This is a genomic window from Bradyrhizobium sp. UFLA01-814 (assembly GCF_046718885.1).
Classification (GTDB): domain Bacteria; phylum Pseudomonadota; class Alphaproteobacteria; order Rhizobiales; family Xanthobacteraceae; genus Bradyrhizobium; species Bradyrhizobium elkanii.
Genome location: NZ_JAQOSR010000064.1, coordinates 1 through 14,338, shown reverse-complemented (window position 1 = coordinate 14,338; position 14,338 = coordinate 1). Strand labels below are relative to the sequence as shown.

The following is a 14,338-nucleotide window of genomic DNA, read 5'->3' as shown; positions in this document are numbered from 1 at the left end:
GGACATTCGATGTCAGGAACCAGCGCAGACGCCAAGGTCGAGACTTTGGCCAACCCCCTCCTGAAGGCATGGCAGACGCCGCTCGAGACGCCGCCCTTCGCCGAGATCAAGCCGGAGCATTTCCTGCCCGCTTTCGAGCAGGCCTTCGCCGATCATTCGGCGGAAGTGACTGCGATCACCCACGATCCGGCGCTGCCCGACTTCGACAACACCATCACGGCGCTGGAGCGCTCCGGCAAGCTGCTGTCGAAGGTCTCGGCGGTGTTCTACGATCTGGTCTCGGCGCATTCGAGCCCGGCGATCTTGGAGATCGACAAGGAAGTGTCGCCCCGAATGGCGCGGCACTGGAATCCGATCATGATGAACGCTGTGCTGTTTGGCCGCATCGCCATGCTGCACGAGAAGCGCGCCTCGCTCGGCCTGACCGGCGAGCAGATGCGGCTGCTGGAACGCACCTACACCCGCTTCCGCCGCTCCGGCGCCGGCCTCGACGATGCGGCAAAGGCCCGCATGGCCGAGATCAACGAGCGCCTCGCCCATCTCGGCACCTCGTTCAGCCACCATCTGCTCGGCGACGAGCAGGAGTGGTCCATGGAGCTCGGCGAGGACGACCGCGCCGGTCTCTCCGACACATTTGTGGCGGCTGCCAAGGCTGCGGCGGAAGAGCGCGGCATGCCAGGCAAGGCGATCGTGACGCTGTCGCGCTCCTCGGTCGAGCCGTTCCTGCAAAGCTCGTCGCGGCGTGATCTGCGCGAGAAGGTCTACAAGGCCTTCACGGCGCGCGGCGACAATGGCAACGCCAACGACAACAACGCGACCATCGTGGAGATCCTGAGACTCCGCGAGGAGACCGCCAAGATCCTGGGCTTCCCGACCTACGCCGCCTACCGCCTCGAGGATTCCATGGCGAAGACGCCGGAGGCCGTGCGCGGCCTCTTGGAGCGGGTCTGGAAGCCGGCGCGGGCGCGGGCGCTCGCCGACCGCGACGCGCTGCAGGCGCTGATCGCGGAGGAGGGCGGCAATTTCACCTTGGCGTCCTGGGACTGGCGCTACTACGCCGAGAAGCTGCGCCAGCGCCGCGCCAATTTCGACGATTCCGCGATCAAGCCCTATCTGGTGCTCGACCACATGATCGAGGCCGCGTTCGACTGCGCCACCCGCCTGTTCGGAGTCACCTTCGAGGAACGCAAGGACGTCCCGGTCTGGCATCCAGATGTCCGGGTCTGGGAGGTCAAGGGCCGCGACGGCCAGCACAAGGCGCTGTTCTACGGCGACTACTTCGCGCGGCCGTCAAAACGTTCCGGCGCCTGGATGACCTCGCTGCGCGACCAGCAGAAGCTCGACGGCGCCGTCGCGCCGCTGGTGATCAATGTCTGCAACTTCGCCAAGGGCGCCGACGGCGCGCCGTCGCTGCTGTCGCCCGACGATGCGCGGACCCTGTTCCACGAGTTCGGCCATGGCCTGCACGGCATGCTGTCCAACGTGACCTATCCATCGCTGTCCGGAACCAGCGTGTTCACCGACTTCGTCGAGCTGCCCTCGCAGCTCTACGAGCACTGGCAGGAGCGGCCCGAGGTGCTGCAGCGCTTCGCCCGCCACTACCAGACCGGGGAGGCGCTGCCGGACGACCTGCTCAAGCGCTTCCTCGCCGCGCGCAAGTTCAACCAGGGCTTTGCCACCGTGGAGTTCGTCTCCTCCGCGCTGGTCGACCTCGAATTCCACACCCAGCCGGCGGCGGCGAGCTGGGACGTCCGCGCCTTCGAACAGAAGGAGCTGGAGAAGATCGGCATGCTCGCCGAAATCTCGCTGCGGCACCGGCCGACCCAGTTCGGCCATATCTTCTCCGGCGACCACTATGCCTCCGGCTATTACAGCTACATGTGGTCGGAGGTGATGGACGCCGACGCCTTCGGCGCCTTCGAGGAGGCCGGCGACATCTTCGATCCCGCGACCGCCAAGCGGCTGCATGACGACATCTATTCGTCGGGCGGCTCGCGCGATCCCGAGGAGGCCTATGTCGCCTTCCGCGGCCGCGAGCCCGAGCCGGACGCGCTTTTGCGCCGTCGCGGCCTGCTCGAGACGCCTGAGGCGGCCTGAAGGTGCGGCCGTCGTTGAAGCGCCTGATCGCTGGGCTCGTGCTTGCGGTGTCCGTCGTGCTCGGCACGGCGGCCGCCGAGGCCCATCCGCATGTCTGGATCGTCGCCAAGAGCGAGCTGATCTACGCGCCCGACGGCACCATCACGGGGGTCCGCCACGCCTGGACCTTTGACGACATGTTCTCGACCTATGCGCTGCAGGGTATCGAGACCAAGGTGAAGGGCGCCTACAGCCGCGAGGAGCTGGCGCCGCTGGCGCAAACCAATGTCGAGTCGCTGAAGGAATACGCCTACTTCACCTTCGCCAAGGCCGACGGCAAGAAGCAGAAGTTCACCGAACCGGTCGACTACTTCCTCGAATACAAGGATTCGGCGCTGACGCTGCACTTCACCTTGCCGATGAAGACGCCGTTCAAGGCCAGGCAGCTCTCGCTCGAAGTGTTCGACCCGACCTATTTCATCGACTTCCAGTATGCCGAGAAGGAGCCGGTCAAGCTGGTCGGCGCCGCGGCGGACTGCAAGATGCAGTTCGAACGGCCGAACAGTGACGGCACCGCCGCCGCGCAGAAACTCGGCGAGCAGACCTTTCTCGACGGTGGCAACGGCAATTTCGGCATGATGTTCGCCAACAAGGTCTTGGTGGAGTGCCCATGACGCCGATCGTCTCGCGCATGACGCGCGGCCTCGCCGTGTCCGCTGCCGTGCTGGCGGCATTTGCGCTGCTCGATGGCGCTGTTCATGCGCTGCTGGCGCAAAATCCGTTCGGCGCACCGCGTGCGGCGGAGCCGCAGGGCGGCCTGGTCGGCTGGCTGCTGGCGAAGCAGTCGGAGTTTTACCGCGAGATATCGCAGACCATCCGCGCCGCGAAATCCGACGGCTCGGCGGTCTGGACGCTGCTCGCGATCTCCTTTGCCTACGGGATTTTCCATGCCGCCGGCCCCGGCCACGGGAAGGCGGTGATTTCCTCCTACATGGTCGCCAATCGCGAGACCGCGCGGCGCGGCATCGTGTTGTCGTTCGCCTCGGCGCTGATGCAGTCGGTGGTCGCCGTTCTCATCGTGGGCATCTGCGTGTGGCTGCTCAACGCGACCGCGAAGACCATGTGTGGGGCGGAGAAGGCGATCGAGATCGCAAGCTACGCGCTGATCGCGGCGTTCGGCGCCCGGCTGGTCTGGGTCAAGGGCGGCGGCTTCTTCCGCGCGCTGCAGATGCCGCGCCCGGCGCTGGCGATCGCCGGCGCGCATCAGCACGATCACGACCATCATGACCACGATCACCACGACCATGGCCATGATCACCATCATCGTCACGCGCATGACGATCATGGCCATCATCATCACGGCCACGATCACGGTCATGACGCGCAACACGTCCATGACGAGCATTGCGGCCATTCGCACGGCCCGACGCCGGCCGAGCTCGCCGGTCCTGGCGGCTGGCGGCGGGGGCTCGGCGCGATCTTGACCGTCGGGATCCGGCCCTGCTCGGGCGCGATCCTGGTGCTGGTGTTCGCGCTGGCGCAGGGCCTGTTCTGGGCCGGCATTGCCGCGACCGTCGTGATGGGGCTCGGCACCGCCATCACGGTGGCGGCGATCGCGCTGGTCGCGGTGTCGGCGCGCGGCGTGGCGGAGCGGCTGAGCGGGGCGCGCGACGGCGGCGGCATGGTCATCATGCGCGGCCTGGAGTTCGCCGCCGCGGGCCTCGTGCTGCTGTTCGGGCTCGGCCTGCTGTTCGGCTACGTCGCGGCCGAGCGGGCGACGTGTTTGTAGAGCCCCACTCCAGGTAATCCGTCATCCTGAGGAGCCTGCGCAGCAGGCGTCTCGAAGGATCGACGGCCACCAGCCGGGCCGTGCATCCTTCGAGACGCGCGCAAGGGCGCGCTCCTCCGGCGACAAAGGCGAAGCCTTTGCGCGGGGATGACGGGGAGGTGAGCGGATTCGCGGCTCAACTCGTCAGATAGCCCCTGATCGCCGGCAGCAGGAAGATCGCGATGTTGATCGCGAAGCCAATGCTCCAGAGGATCGAGCGCAGCGTCGGGCGGTTGCCGATATAGGTGAAGACGTAGGCGATCCGCACGATCAGGAACAGCACGGCGAGCTCGTCGATCAGCCGCAGCGGGCCGACGCGGAATTCGGCGAGCAGTACGGCGAAGGCGAAGAACGGGAAGGCCTCGATGCCGTTCTGGTGGGCGCCGAGCGCCCGCGAGCGGATCGGGTCGTCGTAGAAGTCGGGATCGCGCGGCCTGGCATTGTCGAAGCTGCGGAAGCCGGTCCACTTCACCGATACGATCGTCAGCAGCGAGAGCATCAGCGTCCCGAAGACGCACCATTCGGCGATCGTCATGGTTCCCCCTTATTCCGCACGGGAACGTAGCCAACCCGCACTCGGCTTGACAAGGTTGGAGCAACGCGCGAAGCCCAAAGCTCCCAAGCGAAGGATATCTAGCGCAAGGCCATCATGAGCACGGTGATCCCCTTCGAGAGCGCGAAGCCTGCCGGCGCGCCGAAGCCGGAACGCGTCGGCGTGCTCCTGGTCAATCTCGGCACGCCCGATACGGCGGATGCCGCCGGCGTGCGGGTCTATCTCAAGGAATTCCTGTCCGATCCGCGGGTGATCGAGGATCAGGGCCTGCTCTGGAAGCTGATCCTCAACGGCATCATCCTGCGCGTCCGTCCGGCCCGCAAGGCGCGCGACTATCTGAAGATCTGGAACACCGAGAAGAACGAGTCGCCGCTGAAGACCATCACGCGCTCGCAGGCCGACAAGCTGGCGGAGGCGATCGCCGATCACGACCACGTCGTGGTCGACTGGGCGATGCGCTACGGCAACCCTTCGATCAAGGAGCGCATCGAGGCGCTGGCGGCGCAGGGCTGCGGCCGGCTCCTGGTGGTGCCGCTCTATCCGCAATATTCCGCCGCGACGTCGGCGACCGTCTGCGACGAGGCGTTTCGCGTGCTGGCCGGCATGCGCGCGCAGCCGATCCTGCGGGTGACGCCGCCTTACTACGACGATCCCGACTACATCGAGGCGCTCGCGGTCTCGATCAATGCGCATCTTGCGACCTTGCCGTTCCAGCCCGAGATCATCCTCGCCTCGTTCCACGGCATGCCGAAGGAATATGTCGACAAGGGCGATCCGTATCAGGCGCAATGCATCGCCACGACCGATGCGCTGCGCAAGCGGCTCGGGCTCGATGCCAACGGGCTGATCCTCACCTTCCAGTCGCGCTTCGGCAATGCCGAGTGGCTGCAGCCCTATACCGACAAGACGGTCGAGAAGCTGGCCAAGGACGGTGTGCGGCGCATTGCCGTGGTGACGCCCGGCTTCTCCGCTGATTGCCTGGAGACGCTGGAGGAGATCGCGCAGGAGAATGCCGAGATCTTCCGGCACAATGGCGGCGAGCAGTTCGCGGCGATCCCCTGCCTCAACGACAGCGACGGCGGCATGGACGTGATCCGCCAGCTCGTGCTGCGCGAGCTTCAGGGCTGGATCTAATAAGGCTGGATCAAGCGAGGCTGGATCTGATTGTTAACGATCCGTGACATCGGGCACGGGCATTCGTTGACATCTGGTCATCCGACAGCAGCTTCCTATGTGCTAGGGAGAACAACAGCCGGCTGAACCGGCGGAGCGGTCCTGCCGACCAATGCACGACCGTGACTGGCGACGGTCTCGCCGGCCCTGGAGGAATTTATGACTGGCTTCGACGTTTTCGCGATCGCGTTTGTTCTTCTCGTCATCGTTACGCTGTTCGCCGGGATCAAGACCGTTCCGCAGGGTTATGACTGGACCATCGAGCGGTTCGGCAAATACACCCGCACGCTATCGCCCGGCCTCAATCTGATCGTGCCCTACTTCGATCGCATCGGTCGCAAGATCAATATGATGGAGCAGGTGATCGACATTCCCGAGCAGGAGGTGATCACCAAGGACAACGCCACCGTGACGGTGGACGGCGTCGCGTTCTACCAGGTGTTCGATGCCGCGAAGGCGAGCTACGAGGTCGCCAATCTCAACCAGGCGATCACCGTCCTGACCATGACCAACATCCGCTCGGTGATGGGCTCGATGGATCTCGACCAGGTGCTGTCGCATCGCGACGAGATCAACGAGCGGCTGCTGCGCGTGGTCGACGCCGCGGTGTCGCCCTGGGGCGTCAAGGTCAACCGCATCGAGATCAAGGACATCGTGCCGCCGGCCGACCTCGTCGAGGCGATGGGCCGGCAGATGAAGGCCGAGCGCGTCAAGCGCGCCGACATCTTGCAGGCCGAGGGCCAGCGGCAATCCGAGATCCTGCGCGCCGAGGGCGCCAAGCAGGGTCAGATCCTGCAGGCCGAGGGCCGCCGCGAGGCCGCCTTCCGCGACGCCGAGGCGCGCGAGCGGCTCGCCGAGGCCGAGGCCAAGGCGACCCAGATGGTGTCGGAATCGATCGCCAAGGGCGACGTTGCCGCGCTGAACTATTTCATCGCCGACAAGTACATCAAGGCGTTCGGCCAGCTCGCGGAATCGCCGAACCAGAAGGTCCTGATGCTGCCGATCGAGACCTCGAGCGTGCTGGGCTCGCTGGCCGGCATCGGCGAGATCGCCCGGGCTACCTTCGGCGAGAGTGCGGCGTCCGCTACGGCCGCAGCACGGCGCGGCGGCTCGGTCCCGCCGGCCGGCCCACCGGTGCCACCGCCGGTGCCGCCGCAGCGGTGAGGGCGTGACGGCGTCGCGCCCGCAATGGTAGAGGACCTGTCATGGCCGAGATGTTTTCGACATTGGGTACCTGGAACTGGCTGATCTTCGGCTTCATCCTGATGGCGCTGGAGCTCGCGGCGCCCGGGGTGTTCCTGTTCTGGCTCGGGCTCGCGGCGCTCCTTGTGGGCCTGCTGTCGTTCGTTTTCACGCCGTCCTGGCAGATGCAGCTCCTGATGTTCGCGGTGTTCGCCGCGTTGGCGGTGCCGGCATGGCGGCATTTTGCCAAGGGCGCGACGGCGGCGAGCAAGACCAACCCGTTCCTCAACCGCCGCAACGAAGCCCTGGTCGGCCGCGAATTCACGCTGGAGAAGCCGATCATCGACGGATCTGGCACGGTGCGGATCGATGACACGGTGTGGCGCGTCGCCGGCCCCGATGCGCCGGCCGGCAGCCGGGTGAAGGTGGTCCGCGCCGACGGCGCGAGCTTGACGGTGGCGATCGCTTAGTTTGACCTGAGCCATCGACGACGACTTGGCCCGAGCGTCGAATGCTGCTTCGGACGAGTAATCCGTAGCCCGGGTGAGCCAACGGGTCGCGCGAATGCGCGCCCGATGACAGGCTCCGCGATACCCGGGGAGACCGGTCCCGCATATCGCTCCGCTCATGCGGGCTACACACTAACGGTCGCCGAGGTCTTGCTGCCGCCCCGCTTGCTCCAGCGCTCGGCGAAACGATGGAGCGGCGTGAAGGTCTGGAACAGCTCCCGCCCGAGCGCGGTGAGGCCGTAACCATCCTCCGTCAGCTCGACGAAGCCGGCCTCGCGCAGCTCGGTCAATCGCGTCTGCAGGATGGTCGGCGAGGCCTCGTCGCACGCGGTGCGCAGCGCGCGCGAGGTCAGCGCGCCCTCCCGCAGCTCCCAGATGATGCGCAAGGTCCAGCGCCGTCCCAAGAGATCGAGCAGCGCCATGATCGGGCGGCCGGTCCGCGAGCCGCGGACGGCGGATCTTGTCACTGGGCCCTGCTTCGACATGTCGCGAATTCCTTTCGAATCCCTCTTGCGGGTCGCTACAGATATTGTAGCGTATTGCTACATTAAATGTAGCAACGGGATCTGGCCATGTCACGCCTCGCGCCGCTCGATCCGCCCTATCCGGCGGACGTTCAACAGCATTTCGACCGCATCATGCGCGGCAAGCCGCCGCTGGTGCTGTTCCGCGTGATGGCCGGCCATCCGCGCGCCTGGGAGAAGTTTCGCGGCGGCGGCCTGCTGGATCGCGGACCGCTCTCCTTGCGGGAGCGGGAGATCGTGATCGACCGCACCTGCGCGCTCAATGAATGCGAATATGAATGGGGCGTCCATGTCGCGGCGTTCGGCGCGGCCGCCGAACTGACGGAGCAGCAGGTCCACGCCACCGTGCGCGGTGCGGCCGATGCCGACTGCTGGTCGCCGGCCGAACAGGCGATGATCGCGGCGGTCGACGCGCTGCATGCGCGGGCGACATTGAGCGACGAGGAATTCGCGGCGCTGTCGGCGCATTACGATGAGGACCAGATCCTGGAGATCATCCTGCTGTGCGGCTTCTACCGCACGGTCTCCTACCTCGCCAACGCGCTGGCCCTGCCGCTGGAGGCGACCGCGGCAAGATTTCCGAAGTAACCGCTGTCATTCCGGGCTCGCGCCAAGAGGCGCGCCCCGGAATGACAGAGCGAAATTAAGCCACGCCCGCCCGCAGCAGGTCGTGCAGATGGATGATGCCGACCGGCTTCTTTGCGTCGGTCACGATCAGGGTCGTGATCTTCGAGGCGTTGAGCAGCTCCAGCGCTTCGCCGGCCAGCGTGTCGCGGCTGATCGTCTTCGGCGTTTTGGTCATGACCTCCTCGACCGACACCATCAAAAGGTCGGGGCGGCGCAGCTGCCGGCGCAGATCGCCGTCGGTGACGATGCCGACGAGATGGCCGTGGCGGTCGACGATGCCGACGCAGCCAAAGCCCTTCGAGGTCATCTCGACCAGCGCATCGGACATCTTGGTGCCGAGCGGCTTGAGCGGCACCGCGTCGCCGCCATGCATGAGGTCGCGGGCATATTTCAGGAGCGCGCCGAGCTTGCCGCCCGGATGCAGCACGCTGAAATCGGTCGAGGTGAAGCCGCGGCCCTCGAGCAGCGCGATCGCCAGCGCATCGCCGAGCGCCAGCATCATCAGCGAGGACGTGGTCGGCGCCAGATTGTGCGGGCAGGCCTCGCGGGCCTTCGGCAGCGTCAGCTGCACGTCGGCGGCCTTGCTCAGCGTCGAATCCTTGTCGGCCGTCATCGCGATCAGCGGAATGCCGAAGCGCGCGGCATAGGCGATCAGGTTGCGCATCTCCGGCTGCTCGCCGGACCATGACAGCGCCAGGATCACGTCATCGATCGTGATCATGCCGAGGTCGCCATGGCTCGCTTCGGCGGCGTGCACGAAGAACGCCGGCGTGCCGGTCGAGGCAAAAGTCGCGGCGATCTTGCGCCCGATATGGCCGGACTTGCCGAGCCCGGTGACGATCAGCCGTCCTTTGGCGTTGCCGATCAGCTCCGCCGCGGCCGCGAACGGCGCGCCGAGGTCGGACTTCAGTGCTGCGGAAAGGGCTGCGACGCCGCTTGCTTCGGCATCGAGGGTGCGGAGCGCCGATTGAACGGCGCCGTCATCGGGGCCGGATGATTTGGTCATCAGCGGTTTCGGTTTGGCCATTTCGGATTCCAGGGGGAGGGTTTTGCACCCGGGCGTCTCCCTTAGCACGTTCGATTCCGCGATGCGACGCGCGGCGGCCGATCCTCAACGGCTCATTAACCATAATTGTTTTAACTCCATTAACGACGTTTTCCGCCGCCCGGTGGAGTGCGTCCGACAAGTATATGAATTCGTTGGAGTATTTCCATCGTGTTGCGGCGGCCAGCAAGCGGCCCAGACCGGCGTGGATGCGTTGTCCGCGCGGTTTTGCCATGTCCTGCCGTGACTGTTCTGGCGTTGACCGTGACCGCCGGGCTCGCCGAGGCTCAGACCGTGACGCCCGATCTCTTTAGCCCTAATCGCCAGAGCCAGGTGATCACCCAGGATTCGCCGCTGCGCCGGACCACGGCCGACGCCATGGATCCGCTGAACGGCCTGAAGCTGCCCGACGCCGATCGCGATCGCCGTTCCTCCTCGTCTTCATCGACATCGACATCGACAACGACGACGCGGATCGGGCAGGTCCCGACCTACGGGCTCCCCGCAGCGAACGGCGCCTCGACGTCGGGCTATGACTCGCTCAACCGCAAACGCCAGAAGCCGAAATACTACCCGGGCCAGGCCAAGCCGAAGCCGCCGGCCGGACCCGGCTCGCCGCAGCCGACGCCGGCGCCGTTGAACGCCACGGGGCAGCTGCGGCTGTCGATCCCGCCCTCGGAGACCGCCAACAAGACGCCGCTGCCGCCGTCGATGGCCGGCACCATCGTCGGCCAGCCGCCGCGCAAGCGGCTCAAGATCGACGACGATCCGTTCGGCGCGGTCGGCGACTACGCCGGCTCGTTCATGGTCAAGACCGCGGTCGAGGTGATGGCGGGCTACGACACCAATCCGGGCCGGCTCTACTCGCCGCAGGGCAAGGCGTTTTACATGGTCGCGCCGGAATTCCTCGCGGTCTCCGACTGGGAGCGTCACGCCGTCGTCGCGGATTTGCGCGGCTCCTTCACCGGCTATGGCTCCGGGCTGACGCCGAATGCCGACGGCACGCCGCTGTCGGCGCCGCTCGACATCGACCGTCCGAACTTCATTGGTCATATCGACGGCCGGCTCGACGTCTCAAGAGACACGCATCTCCTGGGGCAGGCCCGCCTGCTGGTCTCGACCGACAATCCCGGCAGCCCGAACGTGCAGGCCGGCCTCGCCAGATATCCGATCTACACCACCGTCGGCGGCACCTTCGGTATCGACCAGAATTTCAACCGCATGCAGGTCTCGCTCGGCGCCACCGTCGACCGCACCGATTACCAATGGTCGAAGCTCACCGACGGCACCTCGTCGTCGAACGACGATCGCAACTTCACGCAATATGGTGGCGTCGGCCGGGTGAGCTACGAGCTCAATCCGGCGGTGAAGCCGTTCGTCGAAGTGCAGGGCGACAGCCGCTTCCACGATCTCTATCTCGACCGCAATGGTTACGCGCGCAACTCCTCGGGCGGCTACGTCAAGGCAGGCACCTCGTTCGAGTTCACGCGGCTGCTGTTCGGCGAGGTCTCGATCGGCTACGCGATGCGCGATTACGCCGACACGCGGCTCAACCGTCTCGAAGGCCTGCTCACCACCGCCTCGCTGACCTGGACCGCGACGCCGCTGACCACCGCAAAATTCTATTCCGACACCCAGATCGGCGAGACCACGCTGCCCGGCACCTCGGGCGTGCTGTCGCGCACCTACACCGTCGAGGTCGACCACGACTTCCGCCGCTGGCTGACCGGCATCGGCAAGTTCACCTACGGCACGCTCGATTACCAGGGCGACAACCGCAACGACACGATCTACTCGGTGTCCGCCGACCTGATCTACAAGATGACCCGCAGCCTCTGGATCAAGGGCACCGTGCGCCGCGACTGGCTGGATTCGAATTTGGCCGGGCAGAGCTCGGCGTCCACGGTCGTGATGCTGGGCGTGCGGGTGCAGAACTGAGCCGACGAGGCATTCACGTTCCGCTGCGATAGCTCGTCATGCCCGCGCATGCGGGCATCCAGTACGCTGCGGCTTCTCCGTTCGATCTCTGGCGTCTCTGGAATACTGGATCGCCCGCTTTCGCGGGCGATGACAGCTGACTTTGTTAGATGCAGTTCGGCGAAACGGCCGGGGCGATTACCCCGGCAGATCCGTCTTCCCCATCAGGAAGGTGTCGATCGAGCGCGCGCACTGGCGGCCTTCGCGGATTGCCCAGACCACGAGCGACTGGCCGCGGCGCATGTCGCCGGCGGAGAAGATCTTCGCGCGCGAGGTCTGGTAGTCGTGCAGGGAGGCGCGGACGTTGCCGCGCTGGTCGAGCTCGACGCCCAGCGTCTTGAGCAGGCCCTCGTGCACCGGATGGACGAAGCCCATCGCCAGCAGCACGAGCTCGGCGTCGAGCGTGAACTCGGTGCCGGGCAGCGGCTTGAACTTGTCGTCGACCTTGACGCAATGCAGTTTCGTCACCTTGCCGTCGACGCCTTCGAACTTCGTCGTCAGCACGGCGAATTCGCGCACCGCGCCTTCGGCCTGGCTCGAGGACGTGCGCATCTTCAGCGGCCAGTTCGGCCAGGTCACGCCCTTGTTCTCGTGCTCGGGCGGCGCCGGCATGATCTCGAGCTGGGTCACCGACTTTGCGCCTTGCCGGAACGAGGTGCCGATGCAGTCCGAGCCGGTGTCGCCACCGCCGATCACGACGACATGCTTGCCGCCGGCAAGGATGTCGGCGGCGCCGTTCAGCGGCTCGCCGGAGACGCGGCGGTTCTGCTGCGGCAGGAAGTCCATCGCGAAGTGGATGCCGGAAAGCTCGCGGCCGGGGATCGGCAGGTCGCGCGGGGCTTCCGCGCCGCCGGTCAGCGCCACGGCGTCATACTGCTTGGCGAGCTCCTGCGGGTCGATCGCACCTGGCGTCGAGCCGCCGACGGCCTTGCCGTAGTGGAAGGTCACGCCCTCGGCTTCCATCTGTGCCACGCGGCGGTCGATGATGCCCTTCTCCATCTTGAAGTCGGGAATGCCATAGCGCAGCAGGCCGCCGGCCTTGGCGAACTTCTCGTAGACATGCACCTCGTGGCCGGCGCGCGCGAGCTGCTGCGCGGCGGCCATGCCGGCGGGACCCGAGCCGATCACGGCGACCTTCTTGCCGGTCTTAACGGCTGCGATCTCCGGCTTCAGCCAGCCATTGTCCCAGGCGCGGTCGACGATCGCGCATTCGATGGTCTTGATGGTGACCGGGTTGTCGTCGATGTTGAGCGTGCAGGACGCCTCGCACGGCGCCGGGCAGATGCGGCCGGTGAATTCGGGGAAATTGTTGGTCGAGTGCAGGTTGCGCGAGGCCTCTTCCCAGTTGCCCTGATAGACGAGGTCGTTGAAATCGGGGATCTGGTTGTTGACCGGGCAGCCCGGCGTGCCCGGCGCGGTCGAGCCGGTGCCGTGGCAATAGGGGATGCCGCAATTCATGCAGCGCGCAGCCTGGTCGCGCGTGTCCTTCTCGCTCAGCGGAATGACGAATTCCCTGAAGTTCTTGAGTCGATCGGCGACCGGCTCGTACTTGCGGTCATGCCGCTCGATCTCGAGAAAACCTGTGATCTTGCCCATTGAAACCCGATGCCCCTGCATCATGTGTTCGTCTGTTCTGTTTGACCCTCATCCTGAGGAGCGGCGCGTGCGCCGCGTCTCGAAGGATGGAGGCCCGTGTGGCGGCCTCATGGTTCGAGACGGCGCTGCGCGCCTCCTCACCATGAGGGTCTTTCAGGCTTACGCGCCGATCGCGATCTTCGGCTCGGCGTCGGCGTTCGCCTTCATTTCCTTCAGCGCGCGGCGGTACTCGACCGGCATCACCTTGCGGAATTTCAGCAGCCAGCTCTTCCAGTCCGCGAGGATCTCCGCCGCCTTCTTCGAACCCGTCAGCTTGGCGTGACGCGTGATCAGGACGTGCAGCCGCTCCACGTCGGACTCGAGCAGGTTCTGGAACACGTCGACCCGACCATGCGCCTCGAGATCGCCGGAGTGGTGGTAGGTGTCGGCGTTGATCATCTCCTCCGACAGCACCGGCTCGAGCTCGACCATCGAAAGATTGCAGAGCTTGTCGAAGTCGCCGGTCTCGTCCAGCACATAGGCGATGCCGCCGGACATGCCGGCCGCGAAGTTGCGCCCGGTCTTGCCGAGCACCACGACGATGCCGCCGGTCATGTATTCGCAGCAATGATCGCCGGCGCCTTCGACGACCGCGACTGCGCCGGAGTTGCGCACCGCGAAGCGCTCGCCGGCGATGCCGCGGAAGTAGCACTCGCCCGCGATCGCGCCGTACATCACGGTGTTGCCGACGATGATCGACTCCTCCGGCACGATGCCGGAGATCTTCGGCGGCTTGACGATGATGCAGCCGCCCGAGAGGCCCTTGCCGACATAGTCGTTGCCTTCACCCTCGAGGTCGAAGGTGACGCCCTTGGCGAGCCAGGCGCCGAACGCCTGTCCCGCCGTGCCCTTCAGGCCGACATGGATGGTGTCGAGCGGCAGGCCGGCATGGCCGTAGATCTTGGCCACCGCGCCCGACAGCATCGCGCCGGCGGAACGGTCGGTGTTGTTGATCTCTTCCTCGATCTTGACCGGGGCGCCGCGATCGAGCGCGGCCTGCGCCTTCCCGATCAGCCGGCGGTCGAGCACGGCTTCCAGATGGTGGTTCTGGCTTTCCGAGTGATAGATCGTCTGGCCCTTCTCCTCCTTCTGCCGCACGAACAGCTTGGAGAAATCGAGGCCCTTGGCCTTCCAGTGCGAGACCAGCGCGGTCTGGTCCAGCATCTGGACCTGTCTCTTATACACATCTGACGCTGCCGACGACCATGG

The 14,338-nt window shown here is 66.0% G+C and carries 12 protein-coding genes and 1 pseudogene; 8 read left to right on the top strand and 5 right to left on the bottom strand.

Annotated elements, in window-relative coordinates:
* Window positions 1-9 precede the first annotated feature (9 nt).
* The 3 genes from PMN64_RS20390 to PMN64_RS20380 are packed head-to-tail and all read left to right on the top strand — an operon-like array spanning window position 10 to window position 3,865.
* Complete coding sequence (locus tag PMN64_RS20390) at window positions 10-2,097, top strand: M3 family metallopeptidase (RefSeq protein ID WP_411781913.1); 2,088 nt, start codon at window positions 10-12, stop codon at window positions 2,095-2,097.
* A 14-nt stretch (window positions 2,098-2,111) separates the two neighbouring features.
* Window positions 2,112-2,750 (top strand): DUF1007 family protein, encoded by a 639-nt coding sequence (locus PMN64_RS20385; RefSeq protein ID WP_411781912.1) that lies wholly within the window; start codon window positions 2,112-2,114, stop codon window positions 2,748-2,750.
* Window positions 2,747-3,865 (top strand): nickel/cobalt transporter, encoded by a 1,119-nt coding sequence (locus tag PMN64_RS20380; protein ID WP_411781911.1) that lies wholly within the window; start codon window positions 2,747-2,749, stop codon window positions 3,863-3,865. Before PMN64_RS20385 ends, PMN64_RS20380 begins: the two co-directional genes overlap by 4 nt.
* Window positions 3,866-4,040: 175 nt before the next feature.
* Here the strand turns inward: PMN64_RS20380 and PMN64_RS20375 are convergent, their stop codons facing one another.
* Window positions 4,041-4,439 (bottom strand): MAPEG family protein, encoded by a 399-nt coding sequence (locus PMN64_RS20375; protein WP_016842609.1) that lies wholly within the window; start codon window positions 4,437-4,439, stop codon window positions 4,041-4,043.
* Between the two features lie 114 nt (window positions 4,440-4,553).
* Here PMN64_RS20375 and hemH point away from each other — a divergent pair, with 114 nt between their 5' ends.
* The 3 genes from hemH to PMN64_RS20360 all read left to right on the top strand — a co-directional run bounded on the left by hemH (window position 4,554) and on the right by PMN64_RS20360 (window position 7,282).
* Window positions 4,554-5,591, top strand: coding sequence for a ferrochelatase (gene hemH / locus PMN64_RS20370; protein WP_411781909.1), 1,038 nt, complete (start codon window positions 4,554-4,556; stop codon window positions 5,589-5,591).
* 198 nt (window positions 5,592-5,789) lie between these two features.
* Complete coding sequence (locus PMN64_RS20365) at window positions 5,790-6,794, top strand: SPFH domain-containing protein (protein WP_028341353.1); 1,005 nt, start codon at window positions 5,790-5,792, stop codon at window positions 6,792-6,794.
* A gap of 41 nt (window positions 6,795-6,835) precedes the next feature.
* Complete coding sequence (locus tag PMN64_RS20360; protein WP_038384355.1) at window positions 6,836-7,282, top strand: NfeD family protein; 447 nt, start codon at window positions 6,836-6,838, stop codon at window positions 7,280-7,282.
* A gap of 164 nt (window positions 7,283-7,446) precedes the next feature.
* Here PMN64_RS20360 and PMN64_RS20355 read toward each other — a convergent pair whose 3' ends face one another.
* Entirely contained in the window at window positions 7,447-7,806 is a 360-nt protein-coding gene (locus PMN64_RS20355) for a winged helix-turn-helix transcriptional regulator (RefSeq protein WP_411781908.1), read from the bottom strand.
* Window positions 7,807-7,893: 87 nt separating this feature from the next.
* Between PMN64_RS20355 and PMN64_RS20350 the strand changes: the two genes are divergently transcribed.
* Window positions 7,894-8,433: a carboxymuconolactone decarboxylase family protein gene (locus PMN64_RS20350; RefSeq protein ID WP_411781907.1), complete on the top strand. Its 540-nt coding sequence runs from the start codon at window positions 7,894-7,896 to the stop codon at window positions 8,431-8,433.
* Window positions 8,434-8,488: 55 nt separating this feature from the next.
* On the opposite strand, the gene PMN64_RS20345 is transcribed toward PMN64_RS20350, so the two are convergent.
* The gene (locus PMN64_RS20345) at window positions 8,489-9,499 is read right to left on the bottom strand and encodes an SIS domain-containing protein (protein WP_411781906.1); all 1,011 of its coding nucleotides are present in this window, start codon (window positions 9,497-9,499) and stop codon (window positions 8,489-8,491) included.
* 261 nt (window positions 9,500-9,760) lie between these two features.
* On the opposite strand from PMN64_RS20345, the gene PMN64_RS20340 reads away from it, so the two are divergent.
* On the top strand, window positions 9,761-11,455 hold the full coding sequence (locus PMN64_RS20340) for an outer membrane beta-barrel protein (RefSeq protein ID WP_411781905.1): 1,695 nt from the start codon (window positions 9,761-9,763) through the stop codon (window positions 11,453-11,455).
* A 177-nt stretch (window positions 11,456-11,632) separates the two neighbouring features.
* Here the strand turns inward: PMN64_RS20340 and PMN64_RS20335 are convergent, their stop codons facing one another.
* Both PMN64_RS20335 and PMN64_RS20330 read right to left on the bottom strand, forming a co-directional pair.
* Window positions 11,633-13,090, bottom strand: coding sequence for a glutamate synthase subunit beta (locus PMN64_RS20335; protein ID WP_411781904.1), 1,458 nt, complete (start codon window positions 13,088-13,090; stop codon window positions 11,633-11,635).
* Between the two features lie 159 nt (window positions 13,091-13,249).
* Window positions 13,250-14,338, bottom strand: a pseudogene (locus PMN64_RS20330) (glutamate synthase subunit alpha); the annotation flags it as partial.